Below are 22,792 nucleotides of genomic sequence, written 5' to 3' on the forward strand. Positions count from 1 at the left end.
GTAAGGTCGCTCTTCTAATCCTTTGTCAAACGCCATTTAGTACCTATATTTTTAATAAGCACATCACACACCTAATAATGGTAGTAGCACTTAAACCTAAGTGAATAAAATAACAGTAAAGAAGGTGATTAAGAAAGGTATGCAAAGAGTAGGTATAAAATTATTTTGGACTTACAGTTTTTATTAAACCGCACTAATCAAAGCTGATTGAGCTGGCACTAGTGCGGTTCAAAAGTAAGTATAAAACTAACTAATTCAATTTTAATAAACCAAAATGCTTATGCAGAAAGTTGCACTGGAGCATCTGCTACAGATACTTTTTTCATGCTGCCTTGTTGTTCAAGGCGAATATGCCAACTAAATGCTTCTTCAAGTAAATGAGGGGTATGCCCACCACGCTCACAAGCACGATTGTAGTAATCTAACATATCGTCGCGGTAATCTGGGTGCACGCAGTGCTTAATAACTTGTACAGCACGCTCTCGCGGCGCTAAACCGCGTAAATCAGCTAAGCCTTGCTCGGTTACTAAAATATCAACATCGTGTTCGTTATGATCAACGTGACTCGCCATAGGCACTACGCTTGAAATAGCCCCATTTTTAGCAATCGATTTAGTCACAAATATTGCTAAATGAGCATTACGTGCAAAATCGCCCGAGCCGCCAATACCATTCATCATTCGTGTGCCACAAACATGTGTTGAATTTACGTTGCCATACATATCAAACTCAAGTGCAGTATTAATGGCAATAATACCTAAACGGCGCACTATTTCAGGATGGTTCGAAATTTCTTGAGGGCGTAGCACTAGCTTGTCTTTGTATTTTTCTAAATTATTGAATACTTGCGCGTTACAACGCTCCGATAAAACAATTGAGCTGCCTGATGCAAAGCTCATCTTACCTGCGTCAATTAGGTCAAATGTCGAATCTTGCAGTACTTCAGAGTACATTGTTAGGTCTTTAAAGTCAGAGTCGAGTAGCCCCATCATCACTGCATTAGCAATGTTACCAATGCCTGCTTGTAGTGGACCTAAATTAGCTGGCAATTTATTTTGAGCCACCTCATCTTTAAAAAAGTTAACTAAATGGCGCGCAATTGATGCTGTGTCTTCATCAGGGTCGGTAACGGTAGAAAACGAGTCGCTTTGGTTAGTAAAAACAATACCAACAATTTTTGCAGGGTCGATAGGAATAGCAGTGCTACCAATACGGTCGTCTACTTTAACTAACGGCATTGGTTGGCGAGTAGGACGATAAGATGGAATGTATATATCGTGCAAACCTTCAAGATTCGGGTTATGCAGCATATTAATTTCAACAATGACTTGTTTGGCAAAAATAGCAAAACTGGCTGAGTTACCTACCGATGTCGTTGGCACAATATGCCCTTCTTCGGTAATAGCGACGGCTTCAATAACAGCCACATCAGGCATGGTTAATTGATGATTGCGTAGATGCTCAACCGTTTCAGATAAATGCTGATCAATAAACATAACTTCGCCGTTATTAATCGCTTTACGTAAAGTGCTATCTACTTGAAAAGGCATACGACGCGCTAAAATGCCCGCCTCTGTTAATAGCTTATCGAGATCATTACCTAATGACGCACCCGTCATTAAGTTTATTTTGATTGGATTTTTTTTGACTTGCTCAATTAATGCTCTGGGTACTGCTTTAGCTTCTCCGGCACGAGTGAAACCACTCATCCCTACAGTCATTCCATCTTTAATAAATTGGCTTGCTTGCTCTGCCGGCATTACCTTGTCGTGCAGGTTACTATTGCGAATACGTTCCAAGTGCATACTGAGCTCCTCTCTAAATTTGTCATTATTCTAATCCTAACTTCGTACTACACAATCTAGACTTAAGTCGTATTTACGAATCGAGGATGAGCAACATGTTTAAAAGGGAGGTTAATTTACTTTTAATTAATATTATCATGTAGTTATTAGTAATATATTTTACAAAAACAACACAATAATCTATAAATAAATCGTATTATTAAATAAGAGAAATTATTTTTGAGGAGATAAATTTATTAGTTTAAACACCCAAATGAGGAATTTGGGTGGCAGTCTTACCAGCCACATCTCGGCACACACGTCACAAACTGTGGCTGCTCCCTTCCGGGCCTGACCAGGTTCGCCTGCTAGTGTTGCGAGAGGACCAATAAGACTACCATTGAGGGCCTTGGTTGGCGCGGGAAGGATTATCTCTACTTTTGCTCTGTTATTCAAGGGATAATCTAAAAAGAAAGTGCGATTGCATACTTCATATACAATCGCGACGTATTTAGCTGTTTTAGTGCGTATTAATTGTTCTCTAACTGCGCTTTTATATTACGAAGTGCTGCTTTTACTTTTTTCATATTTTCTGGACCCATACGTAAAAGCTGTTTTTGCGCAGCAGGTAATTGCTCCCACTCCGAAAACGCATACTGATACGTCACTGAGTCGCGAAGTAACGGCAAGTCACCTTCAGGCTCTGGCGTATCAAGTAATAAATCGATTGCATCGGTTAGCGTTTGATTAAACTCATCATCGCCATAACCAATTTCACTGTATGCATTATTTATAAGTGGCTTGTACTCTTCGTACATGCGAACAGCTTGCGCTGCACTCATACTGGTAAATATTTTCACATACGGGGTATAACGCTCGTAGCTGTTAGGGTTAATTGTGAGGATATCCCCTTCATTAACGCTAAATTTCTCTTCTGGCTGTACAACAGGCGTGTGCTTTTTAGCTACCTTACCTTTAGCTAGGTTATCTACAAATACAACACCACGGCGAATTACATCATCGGTTACCATTAGGCTCATTACTGAGTCGCTTAGGTACTCATCCATTTTAGCAACCACAACTGCATCACTTTCGTTAAGCGTTGGTAGTGGCTCTACTTCAGGCTCCGGCTCACTCGGGCTTTGTGCTGGTACTTCAAGCTCGGCTGGTTTTTCTGGCATTACAGATGGCGCGTCTACCACTGGGTCGTTCTCGGGTTTGAGCTCCATCATAGGTTGCTCTTTAACTGTGGGCTCTACCTCAGTGCGTGTTTCTTGCTCGTCACTTGGTGTGAGCAATACGAAGGCGGCCGCACATGCTACGACTATTAAAATAATAACGGCGAAAAGAATATTGTTATTAGGTGGACGTTTTTGAACATCTGATGCTTCTGGTTTATCTGACATACGAACTCCATAAAAATTAAAATGCGATATCACTTAGAGTACGCTAAGTGGATTAAATTCATTCTTACACAAATACTATGACATTTTATAATACGGCAATTATAGCAAAGTAAGTTACCTACTAAATTGGGTGATTAAATAATGTAATAAGCATTAGGGCAGTTATCCTTTGATTCTTCTAGCTTAAAGACTTACAGTTAATAAATAAAGCAAAGACGTAGAACAGTCTAACCACCAATATGAAAATCAAGCAAGTTGATCCACAAAAACCTAAAACTGCCTTATTACTTACAGGTGGTGGCGCACGAGCTGCTTATCAAGTGGGTGTGCTAAAAGCGCTAGCTCATAGTATGCCTCGTACTGCTCCATTGCCATTTAGAGTAATAAATGGCACCTCCGCTGGCGCTATTAACTCAGCTGCATTGGCATGTTACGCTTCTTGTGCGCATTTGGCTGTACGAAAGCTCGAATCAGTTTGGAAAAACTTTTCAACCTCTATGGTCTATAAAAGTGACTTTTTAAGCGTGTTTGGTCATATTGCTCGCAATATCTTAACGAGCTTTCAGTCAGAGCATATTAACCACCCACCAGCGAGCTTACTAAATAACCGCCCTCTGCGTAGTTTATTAAACGAGATTTTAGATTTACACCGCATTGAGCGCAATTTACACCGTAATTATTTAGATGCGCTGTCTATTACAGCCTCAAGTTATACAACGGGTGACTCGGTTGCATTTTTTCAATCTAATACGCAAACATCTTGGCAACGTGCTAAACGCGAAGGCCGCGCAACTCGTATTAATGTTGAGCACTTAATGGCATCAAGTGCCATTCCTATGGTGTTTCCAAGTGTAAATATTTATAACCATTACTTTGGGGATGGCTCTATACATCAACTTTCTCCGTTGAGTCCGTCGATTCATTTAGGCGCTGAAAAAATATTTATTATTGGGGTAGACCAACCTAAAGAATTACACCCGCCGGGTTATTCGCCACATTATCCTGGACTCTCTGCTGTTGCGGGGCATTTACTAGACAGTGTATTTACCGACACTATGCAATCGGATTTAGAGCGTTTGGCTCGTGTTAACCGAACATTAGGGCTATTACCCGCGCGTGACAAACATCAAGAACTTAAACAAATAGATACCTTTGTAATTAACCCTTCGCAAAACTTTAATGCTATTGCAGCGCAGTATTACGACGATATGCCTTGGGCTATTAAAGTATTGCTACGTACCATAGGTGTTAAAAAACATTCGCAATCGAGCTTAACCAGTTATCTATTGTTTGAAAAACGCTACACCCAGCATTTAATGCAAATTGGTTATGAAGACGGTATGAAAAAATTACCGGAGATACGCAAGTTTTTAGAACTAGATTAAGCCCAAACAGAAACGTTATTCTATTCCGTCGAGCAGGTAGTGCTCTACCCGCTCAACACGCCTTGGTTTACCTTGTAACACTAAAACGTCATTAGCCAATAAGATTGTTTGTGCTGATGGCGTGTCTATTTCGGCCCCTTCTCTGCGCAGTGCTTTTACCAGTACTCGACGCTTTTCTAAATTTAGATTTTCGATTGTTTTATTAACTGCATAAGCTTTATCAGGCAGAGCAACCACATGTAAGTACTCTAACCTGTCACTTGATGTATCTTCGTTATCTTTAAAATAGCCTGCATAAAAGCTTTGCATTAACGGATAACGATTACGACGCTCTTTACTTACTCTTCGCACAATACGCGTCATCGGTACTCCCGACATAGACAACACATGCGACACGAGCATTAAGCTTGCCTCTAACGACTCAGGTACTACTTCGGTGACACCTAGCTCTTTTAAATAATCTAGCTGGCTATCGTCACGGGTACGAATGAGTATTTTAACATTGGGTGCTATTTGCTTTATGGCATCAATCACAACTTGTGCATGATCAAACTCTGTAAAAGTAATAATAACCAAGCGAGCTCGCTCTACTCCTGCGCACTTTAAAATATCTTTTTGTTTAACATAGCCAAATATGACAGGCTCACCCGCCGCTTTGCCTTCTTGTACTAAAATTGGGTTACTTTCAATCGCAACATAGTCAATTGCTTCGGGCTTTAAAAAACGCGCTATAGTTTGCCCAACTCGCGAAAAACCACAAATAACAACATGGTCGCTATAAAGCGTACTACTTTGTGGCTCACTCTCGAGCGCCAAACTTGGGCGATCGAGTATGCCTAAACGCTTTAAAATAAATGGCGTTTTATCAATCAAAAATGGGGTAAATGCCATTGAAAGCACACCAAGGGCAATTAAAAATGAAGCTTGCTCTGAATTTAATAATTGATGCTGGCCAGCAAGTGCAATAAGTACAAAGCCAAACTCCCCCATTTGCCACAGCATAATGCCACAGGCGAGTGAATCTTGGTTTCGCTCATGCATTAGCCGCGCGCTAAAGGCTACCACTGCAATTTTTAATACCAGTAAACCCAGCAAGGCACCAATAATTATTACGATATGCCCCAGTACAAATAAAATATCTAGCTGCATACCTACAGTAACAAAAAACAGCCCCATTAAAATATCACGAAATGGGCGTATATCGGCCTCTAACTGATGCCTGTAATGACTCTCACCTAACATCATTCCCGCTAAAAAAGCGCCCAATGCCATAGACAAGCCAAACATATACGTTAAAAAGCCTGCAAACAACGCGACTAATATGGTGGTAAGTACAAATAACTCATCGGTTCGTACTTGCGCTATTTCTTTAAACACAATGGGCAATACCCATTTACCAATTGCCCAAAGAAGCACACATACAAATGCGCCTTTACTTAGGGCAAACGCTAAAGCCCAGCCAATACTTTGAGAGTCACTTGATGCAAATAAAGGAAGTATTATTAATAGAGGAACGACAGCAATATCTTGAAAAAGCAGTACACCAACGGCCAATTGCCCACGGCGCTGATTAAGCTCACCCGTTTCCTTTAATAGCTTAACAACCACAGCGGTTGAAGAAAGTGCCATAATTGTGCCGATGGTAAAACTGGTGAGTAATGAAAAGTTTAAGCAATATAGAATAATAATGAAGAGTAAACTGGTTATACCTACTTGTAATGAGCCCAAACCAAATACTAGGTTTCGCATTGCCATTAACCGAGAAATAGAAAATTCTAGCCCTAAACTAAATAACAAAAACACAATACCCAATTCAGCTACAAACTCTATTTCGTGAGATTGTGCAAGCCAGCCAATACCATGACTACCGGCTAAAACCCCCGTTGCTAGGTACGCTAAAATAGGCGGCAAGCCAATGCGCTTAAAAAACCACACAAAAAGAACTGCCGCGACTAATAAGCCAAAAATTTGAGCATTAATACTTTGCAAATGCAGCCTCGCGTTTAAATTAAACTAGTAGCTTGTAAGTAAATATAACAACCATATGTTTTTCATGCAATTTTAAAATATGGCACAAAAATAGCTTAGTTATTGCAAAGTAACACCCTCGGGGGAGAATTTAATGGAAAACGTCCATATTTTGACGCAGCGTGTGTCTGGTCGCGGTGATTTTTTGCCGTTTTCGGCTGAACACTCACCTACAAATGAAATAACTGAAACGCATGAACTCGTCGCAGAGCTACAAACAAGCTTAGTGATCGAGGATGTTCTGGCTATTTACGCTAAATTTGCAAAACAATTGCTCAATTTTTCTGGATTGCAGTTTCAATCAACTTTAGGTACTGCTCAAACATCACAAAGTGATACAAATAGTACACCCTATATTTTTGATTTAGCGATTAATAAAGACCACTTAGGGCAGCTAATTTATTTTAGTAAATTCCCGCTTGGTCACGCCATTGAGAAAAAGCTACATACTTTGCATACTGCGCTGGTTTATCCACTTCGTAATGCGATGATGTATAGCCGCGTACTAAAGCTTGCCACAAAGGATGCGTTAACCGGTTTAAATAATCGTAGTCAATTTAATGATTTTTTACTTCAAAAGCTTGAAAACTGTCGCCGTTATCAACGTCCATTTAGTTTAATGTTGCTTGATTTAGATAACTTTAAACAAGTTAACGACAACTTCGGCCATAAAATTGGTGACGATACACTTAAAGAATTTTCAAAAGTACTGTGTAGTAGTATACGCGGCACTGATTCGGTATTTAGATTTGGTGGTGATGAGTTTGCTTTACTTATTGAAGACCCTGAGTTTACAACTAATAAAGTAATTGCTGAGCGTATAATGTGCTTAGTAAGAAAATCGCCATTAATGTCTAAGTATAAAGTAACAACTAGTATTGGTTTTACTCTAGCTAACAGCCAAGATTGCGAAACTGAGATATTTGCTCGAGCAGATAAAGGTTTATACAAAGCAAAGGCATCAGGTAGAAACTGCGCAAAAGCATATTAGTTTTTACTTAACTGCATTAAATAAAAAAGCCTAGCTTCCCCCGCTAGGCTTTGCACTTACCAATTTATAAATAAACAACGCAGCACAAAAACCAAAAAAGAACCCGCTAATTAAATTAAGTAATGCAGTAATAGTAGCAAGCGGTGTAAATAATACTAAAAGCAGTGGCAGGCTTACGCCTGAAATAAAAAACAATCCACCTTTACCTAACCAATAAGCTAATAAAAGTACTGCAGATGCAATCCCACCAGCGACTGCATAACCTAACGTAACTATATTTAACTCAAGTAAAACATTAGCGATAACAGCAATAAGCGCTGTTATTAGCATACCCATTGGCGCTTTTTTTACTAACGATAAGCCAACATGCGGCTGTTTACTCATTTATTTACACTCCCAAAAAATACCATTTTCATCAACATGCTTAGCGCTCATAAAATAGCCAACCACTTGAACTAATTCATCATTATAAAAAATAAGTGGCACACTGGCGCGTAGCCACGGCGCTATTTTTGCATCTTTAAACCAATGCTTAACTGTATTACTACCAGGCTTTTTAAGTGGTTTAATACGTGCGCTATTGCAATTAAAGCGCACTATTACTTGCTCATTTGAGTGTGGAGGTCTTACTCCAAAACCAATGCTTTTAATTAATAAGCGCCCGTCTGCAAGTTTTAGCTGTGAATGATTCAGCTCAATATCTGTTAATACTTCACTTGGTGTTACAAAATACAAATAACCTTGATGACGACGTATTTGCCCATCGAGCAAATCAATACGCATTTGTGCGTCGTTTTTTGCGCACATTGCTTGATTAATAATTTGCTCAAGCTGCTTTTGCGATGGCATGACTTGTGTAAATAATGTAAGCCACGCACGTACTATATTTGCAATACGCGCTGCGCTGTATTCGTTTATTTGGCTAATGCACAGTGCTTGGTGCTCGTTAATACACTTATTTAAATCAAGCTGAGTATATTCATCAAGTAGTGTTTGCTGTTGTTGTAGTAGCTCAATACTTCGTGCTGTACATTGTTCAAACCCAGTAAAGCGCTCGGCTAACACAGGTACTATTTTTGAGCGTAAAAAGTTACGGTCAAAACTTTCATCTGTATTTGAGTCATCAGTTATGTGGTTAATACTAAAGCGCGCCGCAAACGCTTCTATATCGCTTCGCTTAACGTTTAACAATGGTCTAAAACATACACGGCCACTTTGCAGCAAACGCGCTTGGTGCATGGCGCCAAGCCCTTTTAAACCCGAGCCACGCTTTAAGCGCAGTAAAAACGTTTCTACTTGGTCGTTTAAATGTTGGCCCAATAAAACAATGCTGCCTTGTGGGCTTAGCTCATCAAGTGCTTTGTAACGTGCATCGCGAGCTTGGGCTTCAAGGCTCGTTCGCGACTGCGGCTCAATTACAACTTTTGCGACTTTAAAAGGCACATCAAGCTCAATACATACGTTTTTGCAAAAGCGTTGCCAGTCATCGGCATACTGGCTCAAGCCATGGTGAACATAAATAGCCGATACATCAATTGCAGGGTTATCGGCTCTTAAAGCACGCATTAAATGCAGCAACACCACAGAATCAACACCACCAGAAAGCGCCACAGTAAAAACAGTGTTACCTTGCTCAATATAGCTATTTAGTGATTTTTTTAATTGCTGATAAATTGCTGTTGTATGCATATGGCCGCACTTTTATATAAAAACTCTGAACATTTTAAAGCAAAAAAGCCGCATAAGCGGCTTTTTTTAACAATTAATGTGTTTAGCAATAACCAAACGACATTAAACGTTTGTAACGTTGATCAAGCATTTCTTCAAGCGTAAGCGCTTGTAAGTCTGCTAGGTCACGCTTAAGGCGTACTTTTAAGTTACGTGCCATAGCATCGTAATTACGATGTGCACCACCTAGAGGCTCATCAACTAAGTTGTTGATTAAGTCTAGCTCTTTAACGCGCTCTGCAGTTACACCCATTGCTTCTGCTGCAAGCGGTGCTTTGTCAGCGCTTTTCCAAAGAATAGACGCACAACCTTCAGGCGAAATTACAGAATAAGTGCTGTACTGCAACATGTTAACTCTGTCGCCAACACCAATTGCTAATGCACCACCTGAACCGCCTTCACCAATAACCGTACATATTGTCGGCACTTTAAGTGACGCCATTACTTTTAAGTTACGTGCGATTGCTTCAGATTGACCACGTTCTTCAGCGCCAACACCTGGGTATGCACCTGGTGTGTCAATAAAGGTCATGATTGGCATTTTAAAACGCTCAGCCATTTCCATTAAGCGTAATGCTTTACGGTAGCCTTCTGGCTTTGGCATACCAAAGTTGCGTTTAATTTTTTCAGCAGTATCACGACCTTTTTGTTGGCCAATAACCATTACTGGTTCGCCATCTAAACGCGCAATGCCACCTAAAATAGCTGGATCGTTAGCAAAAGTACGATCGCCAGCAAACTCGTCAAATTCCGTGAAAATGCGCTCGATATAATCTCGAGTGTAAGGACGCAACGGATGACGTGCTAACTGTGATACTTGCCAAGCGCCTAAATTAGAAAAAATCTCCTGTTTTTGTTTGGCACTTTTTTCTTTTAATTTGCTGACTTCCTCTTCTAACTCAAGGTCTAATTCGCCAGCGCGGCTGATACTTTGTAATTCTTCAATTTTTGCTTCTAATTCTGCAATTGGAAGCTCAAAATCAAGATAATTGAGGCTCATGCTCTAAACTACCTAATTAGTTAAATTCTAGTTCTACATCTTGCGCAGCCATTAGTGATAACTTATGGATTAAGTCGTCACTTGGCGTAACACACCATTCGATCCCAAGAGTTAATTGCGCCAACGCATCTGGACGTTGGTAATAAACCTTGATCGGACACGTTCCCATTTTATAGGGTTCGAGTACTTTTTGTAATTTATCGAAGAAACCTGCCTCGATTTGCACCATGTTCAGCGTCATTTTAATCGCTTTAATACGCTTTTCACGCGCTTGAGCAATGGTGTTTATTTCTCTGGCGGTCATTGTAATACCACCGGAGAAGTTATCAAAGCTGACCTGTCCAGATATTACCAAGATATTGTTAACTTGGAGCATATCTTGGTACTTTTCAAACTCGTCTGAATACAAGCGTACATCAATCCGTGCACTCTTGTCATCTAAAGTTACTAAGGCCCAACGATTTCCTTTTTTATTAATTAATACCCTAGAAGCAATAACTAAACCAGCTGCCGTTGCAAACACATCACGATTAGTTGGCTGTAAATCAACTATTTTTCCGCTAGTGTAATGCCTAAGTTCACGGCGGTACTGATTTATTGGATGCCCAGTTAAATAAAGGCCTAGCGTCTCTTTTTCGCCATCTAACCACTCGTTATCAGTAAGCCCTGTGGCTTTAATAAAAGCTTGTTCAACTTCATCAGGCTCAGTGGCTAATAAACCAAACAAGTCACTTTGTCCTAATTGCTCAGCTTTGTTGTGTTGATCGGCCGCACGCATAGCATCTTTTAAACTGGCTAGTAATGTAGCACGCCCAGATTGGGTTTTCTCTGGTCCTAATTGATCCAAAGCACCTGCGTAAATTAATTTTTCAGTAACACGTTTATTTAAGCGTTTTAAATCAACACGGGCACAAAAATCAAATAAATCTTTAAATGGGCCGCCTTTTGCACGCGCTTCTAAAATTGCTTCAACCGGTGCCTCACCCACACCTTTTATCGCGCCAATGCCGTAAACAATTTCACCTTCAAGGTTTACTGTAAACTTAAACTCACCTGCATTTACGTCTGGTGGTAATAAGGTGAGCTTCATGTTTTCACATTCATCCACCAAAATAACTATTTTGTCGGTGTTATCCATATCGGCCGACATTACCGCAGCCATAAACTCTGCAGGGTGATGCGTTTTCATCCACAATGTTTGATACGATACGAGTGCGTAAGCTGCTGAGTGAGATTTGTTAAAACCGTAACCTGCGAACTTTTCTACCAAGTCGAAGATTTTTATCGCAAGCTCGCCGTCAATGCCGTTATTTCTTGCGCCATCTTCAAATGTTGAACGCTGCTTTGCCATTTCTTCGGGTTTTTTCTTACCCATTGCACGACGCAGCATGTCGGCGCCACCTAGCGTGTAACCTGCTAGTACTTGCGCAATTTGCATTACTTGTTCTTGATACAAAATAATGCCGTAGGTTGGATCAAGTATTGGTTTTAAGCTTTCGTGCTGATACTGCGCATCTGGGTATGAGATTTCTTCTCGGCCCAGTTTTCGGTCGATAAAGTTATCTACCATGCCTGATTGCAGTGGACCTGGTCGAAACAAGGCCACAAGTGCAATCATATCTTCAAAGCAGTCGGGCTTAAGTCGACGTACTAAGTCTTTCATACCACGCGACTCTAGCTGGAATACAGCGGTCGTTTCGGCGCGAAGTAACAACTCAATACTTTTTTTATCATCCAGTGGAATGGTGTTTATATCAACGGGGTCTTTACCTTGGCGCTTCATGCGCACATTGGTCATATCGACCGCCCACTGCAATATAGTCAGTGTACGTAAACCCAAGAAATCGAACTTAACTAAGCCGGCTGTTTCTACATCGTTTTTATCAAACTGTGTTACTGGAAACTTACCTTCGTCATCGCAATAAAGCGCAGCGAAGTCGGTAATAGTGGTTGGCGATATTACTACGCCACCCGCATGTTTACCGGCATTACGTGTACACCCTTCAAGGATGCGACACATGTCGATTAAGTCTTTTACCTCATTGTCGCCATCGTAGGCTTCTTGCAAGCGTGGTTCTACATCAAACGCTTTGGCAAGTGTCATACCGGGGTCACCCGGAATCAATTTTGAAATTCGATCAACAAACCCGTAAGGATGCCCAAGCACTCGCCCTACATCGCGTATTACCGCCTTTGCAGCCATGGTACCAAAGGTAATAATTTGCGAAACCGCATCCCGACCATACAAAGCCGACACGTGATCAATTACTTCGTCTCGTCTATCCATACAAAAATCGACGTCGAAATCGGGCATTGATACACGTTCAGGGTTTAAGAATCGCTCAAAGAGTAAGTCAAACTCAAGTGGATCAAGGTCGGTAATTTTAAGCGCGTACGCAACTAACGAACCCGCACCTGAACCACGACCAGGTCCAACTGGAATATTATTATCTTTACTCCACTGAATAAACTCCATTACGATTAAGAAGTAACCTGGGAATCCCATTTGGTTGATTACACCGAGTTCAATTGCAAGACGCTCATCGTATTCAACACGTTTTACTTTTCTATCTTCTTCGTCGGGGAATAAAAACTGTAGTCGCTCTTCTAGGCCGTCTTGTGACACTTTAACTAAAAAGTCTTCAATTTTAAGCGAGCCGGTTGGGTAATCAGGTAAAAAGTAAGTACCTAATTGCACAGTTACATTACAACGCTTAGCGATTTCTACGGTATTTTGTAGGGCTTCTGGAATATCGCTAAACAACTCAGCCATTTGCTCAGGTGTTTTTAGATATTGTTCTTCAGAGAACCGTTTAGGGCGGCGCTTATCATCGAGCGTGTAACCGTCAAAAATAGCAACACGAATTTCGTGCGCTTCAAAGTTTTCGGGCTTTAAAAACACCACTTCGTTGGTCGCTACAACCGGTAGTTGCTCTTTAGCAGCAAGCTCTACCGCCATGTGCAAGTAATCTTCTTCAAGCGGTCGGTTGGTGCGAACAAGCTCTAGGTAGTAGTTATCGCTAAAATGCTGCTTATAAAAACTAACAACTGATTCTATTACAGTCGGATTATTTTTTAATAACGCTTTACCTAAGTCACCGTCTTTAGCGCCTGAGAGAATAATTAAGCCTGCTTTTAGTTCAACTAACCATTCGCGGTCAATCACAGGGCGATGAAATACATGCCCACGCTGATACGCTTTAGATATTAATAAGGTAATGTTTTTATAGCCGTCGTTGTCTTTGGCTAATATGGTTAAGCGGCTTGGCTCATCAGGAAACTCTGGGCTACGAATCCAAAAGTCAGCACCCACTATAGGTTTAATACCTGCATTATGCGTGGCGCCATAAAAACGCACTAAACCACAAAAGTTCATTTGATCAGTAATTGCAATGGCTGGCATTTGCAGCTCTTGCGCTTTTGCGACTATTGGCTTTGTTTTAGCAAGGCCATCAACCATCGAAAAGTCTGAATGAACTCTTAAATGAACAAAATCAGGAACAGCCATGCTTAGCCCTCACCATTGGCTTGCGCCAAAACGCGCTGCACAGGTTTAAAGCTTTTACGATGTTCGTCAATTGCACCGTATTGTTCAAGTGCTGCAAAATGCGCTTTAGTGGGATACCCTTTGTGCCCTGCAAAACCATATTCTGGGTGGCGTTTATCAAGTTCAAGCATTTCGTCATCGCGTGCTACTTTAGCTAAAATAGACGCCGCTGAAATTTCGGCCACTAAGCTATCACCTTTAACAACAGCTTGTGCTGGCATAGTGAGTTTTGGCAATCGATTACCATCTATAAATACAAATTCAGGTTGTGTGCTTAATGCCTCCACTGCGCGAGTCATGGCAAGCATCGTTGCGTGCAAAATATTTAACTCATCAATTTCTGTTGGACTGCAGCGTCCATACGCGTAGCACAATGCTTTTTCTTTTATTTCAATTGCAAGTGCTTGGCGTTTTTTATCCGTTAATTTTTTAGAATCTGCTAAGCCTGCAATTGGTTTAGTGGGATCTAAAATGACGGCGGCAGTAACTACATCACCAACAAGCGGGCCGCGCCCTACTTCATCTACACCAGCAATTAAGGATACATTGGGTCTATCAATTTGCATTTATTAACTCCGCCACAGCATTGGCTGCTTGTTCACTGGCATTTAATCTAATTTTTTCGTGAATAGCTAAAAAGCGTGCTTTTAGCTCTTTGTTATCTGTGTTGAGCATAGGGGTAAGTGCGTTTGTTAAGTTAGTCACATTACACTCGGTTTGTAAAAACTCAGGCACAAGCTCTTCGTCGGCTAATAAATTAGGCAGCGAAAAGTACTTAATATTAAACGTAAATAAAGTTTTAAAAATCCAATAGCTCAAAGGCTTTATTTTATAGCCCACAACCATTGGCTTTTTATAAAGCATGCCTTCGAGTGTTGCAGTGCCCGAGGCTAATAAAATAGCATCAGCAGCTTGCATCGCTAATTTAGATTGCCCATCAAGCAGGTTAACATTAAGTTTCGGTGCGGTAGCGTTTAATATATCACTAAACTGCGCTTTGCGTTTTTCGTTAACCAACGGCACCACAATTTTAAGATTGGGGTTTTTAGCTTGCAGCTCTGCGGCTGTTTTAATGTAAGTCTCGCTTAGCAAACCAACTTCAGAGCCTCGACTACCGGGTAGTAGCGCCAGGACTTTGTCATCAAGGCTTAAGCCGAGTTCTTCACGTGCTTTAGTATCGTCGTGCTCAAGTGCAATGTCGTCAGCCAAGGTATGCCCCACAAATGTACATGGCACTTGGTGCTTATCGTAGAACTCTTTTTCAAATGGTAATAATGCTAACACTAAGTTAGTGGCTGCACTTATTGTATGAATGCGCTTTTCGCGCCACGCCCAAACAGACGGACTTACATACTGCACGGTTTTAATACCCGTATCTTTAAGTGGTTTTTCTACACGTAAGTTAAAATCGGGTGCATCAATACCTATAAATACATCAGGTGGGTTATCTACAAAATGCTGCACGAGTTGTTTACGTATTTTAAGCAAACGTGGTAAACGCCCTAGCACCTCAACAAGCCCCATTACCGAAAGCTCATCCATGTCGTAAAGTGTTTTACAGCCCTGCGCTTGCATTTTAGGTCCTGCTATTCCTTCAAAAATAGCGTCCGGAAAGTGTTTTTTAAGGGCTTTAATTAAACCTTCACCTAAAATATCGCCCGACAGTTCACCTGCCACAATACCAATACGTAGTTGTTTTTTATCTTTATTCATTTGATTTTATTTCACAAGTAAACCAGGCGTTCATGCTTGTTAGTTTACCGTGTTTTACTGTTTGGTTAAACGCTTTAAATAACTGGTTTTTTATTACCTAAGTTAAGGCTTTATGTTGTTTGTTTTTAATACTGATGTAGCATAGGAAATATATATTACGCTTTACTAATATGTATGTTGACAAAGATTGCACAAACGTAAATACTATTATAAACTTTCAGTAATTACTGAAAGTTTATTAAATCTTAACTTTGCCAATAAAATGTTGCCCTGTTAATCCGTCACTCTCAAGGAGCCAATAATGATAGATGAAACCTTTGTGGATCTATCGCGATTACAGTTTGCTGTTACCGCTCTCTTTCATTTCTTATTCGTACCGTTAACGATAGGTATGACCTGGATTTTAGTTATTATGGAATCGGTTTATGTTATGACCGGTCGCGAAATTTATCGTGATATGACTAAGTTTTGGGGAAAATTGTTTGGTATTAACTTTGCAGTTGGTGTGGCAACAGGCCTTACCATGGAATTTGAGTTTGGTACTAACTGGTCTTATTACTCCCATTACGTAGGTGATGTTTTTGGGGCTCCCCTGGCTATTGAAGGTTTAATGGCATTCTTTTTAGAGTCGACCTTTGTGGGTATGTTCTTTTTAGGCTGGGACAGGCTTTCTAAACGCCAACATTTAGGCGCGACCTTTTTAATGGCCATTGGTACTAACATGTCGGCGCTGTGGATTTTAATTGCCAACGGTTGGATGCAAAACCCAGTAGGCGCTGAATTTAACTATCAAACCATGCGCATGGAAATGACCAGTTTTGCAGAGCTTGTGTTTAACCCTGTAGCCCAAGTTAAGTTTATTCATACTGTATCGGCAGGTTATGTAGCGGCGTCTATGTTTGTGCTTGGTATTAGTAGCTGGTACATATTGAAGGGTCGTGATTTAGCATTTGCTAAACGCTCTTTTTCAGTCGCATCAGGCTTTGGTTTAGCGTCAATTTTGTGTGTAATTTTACTCGGTGACGAATCAGGCTACGAAGTAGGCGAAGTCCAAAAAGTAAAACTTGCCACAATTGAAGCCGAATGGCACACAGAAGAAGCTCCGGCTGCGTTTACCGCATTTGGTTTTCCTGATTCAGAAGAGCAAGTAACACATGCGGCGGTTAAAATACCTTACGCACTTGGGTTAATTGCTACTCGCTCACTTGATGAGCAAGTAACGGGTATTAACGACCTAGAAAAACAACATGAAGTACGTATTCGCAACGGTATGATTGCTTATGAATACCTTACAAAACTCAGAAACGGTGAAGATACGCCAGATAATATTGCCAAATTTAATACTCTAAAAGATGATTTAGGTTATGGCTTGCTACTTAAGCGCTACACACCTGATGTTGTAGATGCTACTGAAGAACAAATTCAAAAAGCAGTTAAAGATTCTTTTCCTAAAGTAGGCCCTATGTTTTGGTCATTTAGGATTATGGTTGCCTGTGGTGTGGTCATGCTTGGTGTATTTATATTGGCATTTTACTACAACGCACACCGTGTTATTGAGCAAAAACGCTGGTTGTTATGGGCTGCCGTATTGAGTATTCCACTACCTTGGATAGCGATTGAATTTGGCTGGATTGTTGCCGAGTATGGTCGCCAACCTTGGGCTATATCTGAAATACTGCCGACCTTTTTAGCCACGTCGTCACTAACAGTAAACGATATTTTAATTAGCTTAACTGGGTTTGTTATTTTCTATACTGGTTTAGCCATTGTTGAAGGCTGGTTGATGATCCGCTTTGTTAAGCAAGGGCCAAGCTCGCTACATACTGGTAAATATCATTTTGAATTACCAAACAAAGCTGATAAAACTGAAGGAGAGCAATCATGATTTTTGATTATGAAACATTAAAAATGCTTTGGTGGTTGATCATTGGTGTGCTGCTTATTGGTTTTGCTATTACCGATGGTATGGATATGGGCGTTGCTATGTTGCTTCGCCTCGTTGGTAAAACAGATTCAGAGCGCCGCACAGTAATAAACACAATTGGCCCGCATTGGGATGGTAACCAAGTATGGTTTATAACGGCAGGCGGCGCGTTATTTGCGGCGTGGCCTATGGTTTATGCAGCTGCATTTTCGGGCTTTTACTTTGCCATGATGCTAGTACTCTTTGCTTTGTTTTTTAGACCACTTGGATTTGATTACCGCAGTAAAGTAGACTCAAAACGCTGGCGCAATAACTGGGATTGGGGTTTGCTTGCAGGCAGCGCAATTCCTGCATTAGTATTTGGTGTGGCGTTTGGTAATTTATTTTTAGGCGTACCGTTTAATATTGATAACCTTATGCGTGTAAGCTACCAAGGATCATTTTTTGGCTTGCTTAACCCATTTGGATTACTTGCAGGTTTAGTAAGTATTACCATGTTAGTTGCGCATGCGGGTATGTGGTTACAACTTCGTACAGCAAGTGTGGTCGCAGAGCGTTCGGGTCAATATGGTCGCTATTCTCTTATTGTGTTTATCGTGTTATTTGCTGCAGCTGGTTTTTGGGTGGCTAACTTAACGGGTTACCAAGTTGTATCTATGGCTGATACACAAAGTCATGCAGACCCTCTAGCTAAAGTAGTCACTACAGCGCAAGGTGCTTGGTTAAGTAATTACAGTGAACGCCCATGGACAATGACCTTCCCTATTTTAGCCTTTGCAATGGCATTAAGTGCATTTGTGTTTTCAAAATTAAATAAACCTGCACTTGGACTTATTTCAACAAGCTTAATGTTAATTGGCGTAATTATGACGGCCGGTGTTTCTCTGTTCCCATTTATTATGCCATCGAGTAACAACCCTAATATTAGCTTAACAATTTGGGATGCGGTATCGAGCCATAAAACGCTCAATATAATGTTTGTTGCAGTGTGTATTTTTGTACCACTAATTTTGTCCTACACCACTTGGTGTTACGTAAAAATGTGGCGCAGAGTAACGGTAGAAGAAATTGAAAACAACACTCATGGTAGCTACTAAGGAGACTAAACAATGTGGTATTTCGCTTGGATTTTAGGTGTACTTTTGGCCTGTACCTTAGGTGTAATAAATGTAATGTGGTACGAATTTCATCAAAATAAAAACAGCATTGCTGATGATGAACAAGCCATGCACGATTTATTAAATGATGCTAACAACACAAAAGATGACGACTAACCCCCGACCAGATCGCGCGCAGCAGCAATCACTGCGCGCTTTTTTAAAGCGTCAAAGTAAACCCGCTGCAGTGTGGTTAAAGTTAAGCATTGCACTGGGTACTTTTAACGCATTACTGATGATTGCAGGTGCTTATTTACTGGCTCAAGCTATTCATAATGTAATGTTTGAAGGTAATAACTTAGCCCAAGTCACTCATTTATTATGGCCCTTGGCAGGCATTATTTTATTGCGCGCGGTGTTTTTAGCGTTAAGTGAACGCTTAAGTGCATTTGCTGCACTTAAAATAAAATCGGCTATGCGCCAAACACTTCTGCATAAGCTCAGCTTACTTGGGCCTAGTTATATAGAACAACACGGCCAAGGCGCTACATTAAACACCCTGCATAATGGCGTTGAAGCACTTCACGACTATTATGCTAAATACTTGCCAGGTGTTGCTTACAGCGCGCTTATTCCGCTGGCAATATTGGTAGTTATTTTTCCGACAGATTATAAAGCAGGGCTAATATTTTTATTAACCGCCCCGCTTATTCCTTTTTTCATGATTTTAGTAGGCTCTAAAGCCGAAGCTTTAAACCAAAAACGCTGGAAGCAACTTGCTGTACTGGGCAATTACTTTTTTGACCGCGTGCAAGGTTTAACTCAACTCAAGCTATTTAATGCAACACGTACCGAGCTTAAACAAATAGCTAAAATTTCAGACGACTTTAGACACGCGACACTCGATGTTTTAAAAATCGCGTTTTTATCATCATTTGCACTTGAGTTTTTAGCCACCATTAGCGTGGCACTCGTTGCCGTAATTATTGGTTTTAGACTATTTTTTGGCACTCTTGATTTTGCCACTGGCTTTGTGGTGCTACTTTTAGCGCCTGAATTTTATTTACCACTGCGCCAGCTTGGTAGCCATTACCATGCACGTTTACAAGGTATTAGTGCGGCGGCCGATATGGTTGCAATTTTAAATGCCCCACTGCCAAGTGACGTAAATGCGCCAGTAACTACCAGCGCACCTGAAAACAATTTAACTTTAAATACAATTAATTCAATAAGTATTACCGACCTTAATTTTATATACCCTGGTAGTAACGAAGGGATTAAAAATATAAATTTAACATTGCCAAATAAAGGCTTAATTGCCGTTGTGGGCAGTAGTGGCTCAGGTAAAAGTACGTTGTTTGATTGTCTATTAGGGTTTCACCCTGAAGTGATTAACAACCTATCTATTAATGATCAGAGTTTAAGTACAACCGATATTACTTACTTGCAAAATAATATTGCATGGATACCACAAAAAGCGACGCTATTTTACGACACCATTGCTGCCAACATTAAATTGGCCAAACCCACTGCCACACAGCAAGAGCTTGAACACGCGGCAAAGCAAGCTGGTGTGCTTGAATTTATTAATACCCTACCCGGTGGTTTTAACACGCTGATAGGTGAGCAAGGCGAAGGGCTTTCTGGCGGTCAAAAGCAACGTATTGCACTGGCTCGTGCATTCATAAAACAAGCACCAGTCTTAGTGCTTGATGAGCCCACAGCGCACCTTGATAGCCAAACAGAGCTGCTTATTCAAGATGCTATTAATGAATATGCTAAAAACAACTTAGTGTTAGTTATTGCCCATAGATTAAATACGGTTAAACATGCCAGCAATATCATTGTGATGCACGATGGAAAAATAGCTGAGCAAGGTGACTTTGAAACACTTGCAGCACAAAATGGTGCATTTGCTAACTTACTAAAAACGGCTGAACAAGGGGTGGCGCATGCGTAATTTTATTCGCTTATTAAAGCTTTGTGCTCCTCATTACAAAGCTATGCTATTGGGTACATTTTTAGCAACGATTACGGTATTAGCTAATGTGGGTCTATTGGCTATATCTGGCTGGTTTTTAGCATCAATGGCCGCTGCTGGTATTGCGGGCGTACAAATGAATTATTTTACTCCTGCCGGCACGATTCGTTTTTTAGCTATTGTGCGAACAGCATCGCGCTATGGCGAACGCCTAGTTACTCATAACGCCACGTTTTTATTACTAAGTGAAATACGTACCAATGTATTTGCAACGTTAAGCAAGCTTAACAATGTTGATTTAGCAATGAGCCGCAGCGCTGATTTAGTTAACCGATTACAAAACGATGTAGACGCACTCGACAAATTTTATTTAAACGTTTTACTTCCTATGCTGGTCGCTCTTTTAAGTGTGCCAATCATCATGCTGTTTATGTCGGCCTATAATGGCAACGTCGCCCTTATTTGCTTTACTGGCATTATACTTATTGGTGTAGTTATACCTGCCCTACTCAGCGCAAAGCTCACTAAAAACAGCCACAAAGAAACACAACTTAGTGCACAACTTCGCTCTGAGCTTTCAGATACACTCACAGGCCTTAGAGAGCTTAGTATTTATCAAGCCCGTTCGCAGCAGCTTAATAAGTGCGACGAATTAAGCGAGCAGTACAATCAGCAATTATTTATTCGCCACAAAGCATTGGCAAACTCAGATGGATTAAGCTTGTTGGTTGTTCAATTAGCCATGCTTGCTAGCATAGTAACCATTGTCCCACTAGTTTACGCAAACAGTATGGTAAATGTAGAGCTTGCTATGTTGAGTTTATTTGTACTGGCAAGCTTTGAAAGCGTATTGCTACTACCCAATGCGTTTATAGAGCTTCCGAGTGTTTTAAAAGCAGCAGAGCGATTGTTTACACTTGAAGATAAGGCTGCTAGTTCGCAAATTGAAAGCACACATATAGACGTTGATGAAAACTTTAATGCGCAAAACCACACGTTAGTACTTAACAATATTAGCTACCAATATGGTGAACAAACAGCGCTAACCAATATCAGTTTTGAACTAAAGCCCCAGCAAAAGGTAGCAATTGTAGGTAGAAGCGGCAGCGGTAAAACGACGCTTGTAAATTTACTTACTGGTTTATGGCCTTTGCAACAAGGCAGCATAGCGCTAAACAATCAAGATAGCGTTGTTGACTTACATTCGTTAAATAATGATATACACGCAAATGTTATAAATATACTCGCCCAGCAGCACCATATTTTTGATGGCACATTAAGTGAAAACTTACGTTATGCCGCGCCAAATGCAACTAAAGAGCAAATGATTGAAGCGCTCGCATTAGCTCAATTAAGCCCATGGTTTAATGAACTAAAAGAAGGTTTAAAAACACGATTAGGCACTGGCGGGCGTAACGTGTCGCAAGGCCAATCTAGGCGTATAGCCATTGCCCAAGCATTACTTAAAAACCCTGCTATTTTAGTACTTGATGAACCAACTGAGGGTCTTGATAATCAATCTAAGCAAGGGGTAATGCAAGCAATAATGCACGTTATGAATAACGCCAGCGTGCTGACAATCACGCACGACCCCGCTCTACTTGCTCAAATGGATAATGTTATATGGTTAGAAGACGGCAAAGTAGTCGCACAAGGCTCTCATAAAGAGCTCAGTAGCACTTATCCCGACTATGTTGCGCTAACTACCCGGTTTTAAAACCGTTACTGATACATCAATAACGCCGACTTTAGGGTCGGCTATCTTTTTAAACATACTCTTTGATAAATCAATAATACGACCTCGCACATACGGGCCTCTATCGTTAATTCTTACCGTGACTGATTTATTATTAGCGAGGTTGGTAACAACGACCTTAGTGCCAAAGTCGAACTCTAAATGTGCTGCTGTGGCGGCTTGTTGGCTAAAGCGCTCTCCGTTGGCAGTTGTTCTCCCGTGATATTTGTCAGCATAAAAAGATGCTTTACCAACTTGAGTAACCTCTCCAATAGATGATTTAACAATAGGTTGGCTACTACAAGCGGCTAACGCTGAAGTAATAAAAAGAGTGACAACTAACTTAGGTAAACGCATAGGATGACTTTTATTATACAAATTGGATGCATACTAACTTGAGCTCGCTGAGTATTAACTGAATTAGGTCTAAACCGTGGGCAATAAAAAACCACCTTCGATTTATCATCTAGGGT

General features: G+C 40.7%; 17 protein-coding genes and 1 other RNA gene. 7 read left to right on the top strand and 11 right to left on the bottom strand.

Annotated elements, in window-relative coordinates; all coding sequences use genetic code 11:
- Positions 1-278: 278 nt before the first annotated feature.
- The 3 genes from I6E69_RS03910 to I6E69_RS03920 form a co-directional block, all read right to left on the bottom strand.
- On the bottom strand, positions 279-1,805 hold the full coding sequence (locus I6E69_RS03910; protein ID WP_197120689.1) for an acetyl-CoA hydrolase/transferase family protein: 1,527 nt from the start codon (positions 1,803-1,805) through the stop codon (positions 279-281).
- Positions 1,806-2,078: 273 nt separating this feature from the next.
- Positions 2,079-2,175: signal recognition particle sRNA small type (gene ffs / locus I6E69_RS03915), an RNA gene on the bottom strand.
- 139 nt (positions 2,176-2,314) lie between these two features.
- Positions 2,315-3,190 (bottom strand): DUF3014 domain-containing protein, encoded by an 876-nt coding sequence (locus I6E69_RS03920; RefSeq protein ID WP_197120690.1) that lies wholly within the window; start codon positions 3,188-3,190, stop codon positions 2,315-2,317.
- A gap of 239 nt (positions 3,191-3,429) precedes the next feature.
- Here I6E69_RS03920 and I6E69_RS03925 point away from each other — a divergent pair, with 239 nt between their 5' ends.
- Positions 3,430-4,575 (top strand): patatin-like phospholipase family protein, encoded by a 1,146-nt coding sequence (locus I6E69_RS03925; RefSeq protein WP_002958292.1) that lies wholly within the window; start codon positions 3,430-3,432, stop codon positions 4,573-4,575.
- Between the two features lie 15 nt (positions 4,576-4,590).
- Here I6E69_RS03925 and I6E69_RS03930 read toward each other — a convergent pair whose 3' ends face one another.
- Positions 4,591-6,564, bottom strand: a complete 1,974-nt coding sequence (locus I6E69_RS03930) for a monovalent cation:proton antiporter-2 (CPA2) family protein (protein ID WP_002958293.1) — start codon at positions 6,562-6,564, stop codon at positions 4,591-4,593.
- Between the two features lie 133 nt (positions 6,565-6,697).
- Between I6E69_RS03930 and I6E69_RS03935 the strand changes: the two genes are divergently transcribed.
- Complete coding sequence (locus tag I6E69_RS03935; RefSeq protein WP_024596260.1) at positions 6,698-7,594, top strand: GGDEF domain-containing protein; 897 nt, start codon at positions 6,698-6,700, stop codon at positions 7,592-7,594.
- A gap of 30 nt (positions 7,595-7,624) precedes the next feature.
- Here the strand turns inward: I6E69_RS03935 and I6E69_RS03940 are convergent, their stop codons facing one another.
- The 6 genes from I6E69_RS03940 to lpxB all read right to left on the bottom strand — a co-directional run bounded on the left by I6E69_RS03940 (position 7,625) and on the right by lpxB (position 15,582).
- Positions 7,625-7,978: a hypothetical protein gene (locus I6E69_RS03940; RefSeq protein WP_193226666.1), complete on the bottom strand. Its 354-nt coding sequence runs from the start codon at positions 7,976-7,978 to the stop codon at positions 7,625-7,627.
- Positions 7,979-9,283 carry a tRNA lysidine(34) synthetase TilS gene (gene tilS, locus I6E69_RS03945; protein ID WP_197120691.1) on the bottom strand — a complete coding sequence of 435 codons (1,305 nt, stop codon included), beginning with the start codon at positions 9,281-9,283 and terminating at the stop codon, positions 7,979-7,981.
- Between the two features lie 82 nt (positions 9,284-9,365).
- Positions 9,366-10,322 carry an acetyl-CoA carboxylase carboxyl transferase subunit alpha gene (accA, locus tag I6E69_RS03950; protein WP_002958297.1) on the bottom strand — a complete coding sequence of 319 codons (957 nt, stop codon included), beginning with the start codon at positions 10,320-10,322 and terminating at the stop codon, positions 9,366-9,368.
- A gap of 16 nt (positions 10,323-10,338) precedes the next feature.
- Complete coding sequence (gene dnaE, locus I6E69_RS03955; protein ID WP_197120692.1) at positions 10,339-13,830, bottom strand: DNA polymerase III subunit alpha; 3,492 nt, start codon at positions 13,828-13,830, stop codon at positions 10,339-10,341.
- Between the two features lie 2 nt (positions 13,831-13,832).
- Positions 13,833-14,435 (bottom strand): ribonuclease HII, encoded by a 603-nt coding sequence (rnhB, locus tag I6E69_RS03960; RefSeq protein WP_197120693.1) that lies wholly within the window; start codon positions 14,433-14,435, stop codon positions 13,833-13,835.
- Positions 14,425-15,582, bottom strand: a complete 1,158-nt coding sequence (lpxB, locus tag I6E69_RS03965) for a lipid-A-disaccharide synthase (RefSeq protein ID WP_197120694.1) — start codon at positions 15,580-15,582, stop codon at positions 14,425-14,427. The genes rnhB and lpxB overlap by 11 nt, the downstream gene beginning before the upstream one ends.
- A 301-nt stretch (positions 15,583-15,883) precedes the next feature.
- On the opposite strand from lpxB, the gene I6E69_RS03970 reads away from it, so the two are divergent.
- Genes I6E69_RS03970 through cydC form a run of 5 tightly spaced genes read left to right on the top strand, consistent with a single transcriptional unit; the run spans position 15,884 to position 22,301 of the window.
- Positions 15,884-17,467, top strand: coding sequence for a cytochrome ubiquinol oxidase subunit I (locus I6E69_RS03970; protein ID WP_197120695.1), 1,584 nt, complete (start codon positions 15,884-15,886; stop codon positions 17,465-17,467).
- Positions 17,464-18,603 carry a cytochrome d ubiquinol oxidase subunit II gene (gene cydB / locus I6E69_RS03975; protein ID WP_231619701.1) on the top strand — a complete coding sequence of 380 codons (1,140 nt, stop codon included), beginning with the start codon at positions 17,464-17,466 and terminating at the stop codon, positions 18,601-18,603. Before I6E69_RS03970 ends, cydB begins: the two co-directional genes overlap by 4 nt.
- A gap of 12 nt (positions 18,604-18,615) precedes the next feature.
- A complete protein-coding gene (gene cydX, locus I6E69_RS03980) occupies positions 18,616-18,780 on the top strand; it encodes a cytochrome bd-I oxidase subunit CydX (RefSeq protein ID WP_002958303.1) in 165 nt (54 codons plus the stop codon).
- Positions 18,770-20,563, top strand: coding sequence for a thiol reductant ABC exporter subunit CydD (gene cydD, locus I6E69_RS03985; RefSeq protein ID WP_197120771.1), 1,794 nt, complete (start codon positions 18,770-18,772; stop codon positions 20,561-20,563). The genes cydX and cydD overlap by 11 nt, the downstream gene beginning before the upstream one ends.
- Entirely contained in the window at positions 20,556-22,301 is a 1,746-nt protein-coding gene (gene cydC / locus I6E69_RS03990; protein WP_197120696.1) for a thiol reductant ABC exporter subunit CydC, read from the top strand. Before cydD ends, cydC begins: the two co-directional genes overlap by 8 nt.
- On the opposite strand, the gene I6E69_RS03995 is transcribed toward cydC, so the two are convergent.
- Positions 22,284-22,676 carry a septal ring lytic transglycosylase RlpA family protein gene (locus I6E69_RS03995; RefSeq protein ID WP_182712631.1) on the bottom strand — a complete coding sequence of 131 codons (393 nt, stop codon included), beginning with the start codon at positions 22,674-22,676 and terminating at the stop codon, positions 22,284-22,286. The two genes, cydC and I6E69_RS03995, sit on opposite strands and share 18 nt — an antisense overlap.
- Positions 22,677-22,792: the final 116 nt, after the last annotated feature.

The sequence above is a fragment of the Pseudoalteromonas sp. NZS100 genome (assembly GCF_015864815.1).
In the GTDB taxonomy this organism is placed as follows: domain Bacteria; phylum Pseudomonadota; class Gammaproteobacteria; order Enterobacterales; family Alteromonadaceae; genus Pseudoalteromonas; species Pseudoalteromonas distincta.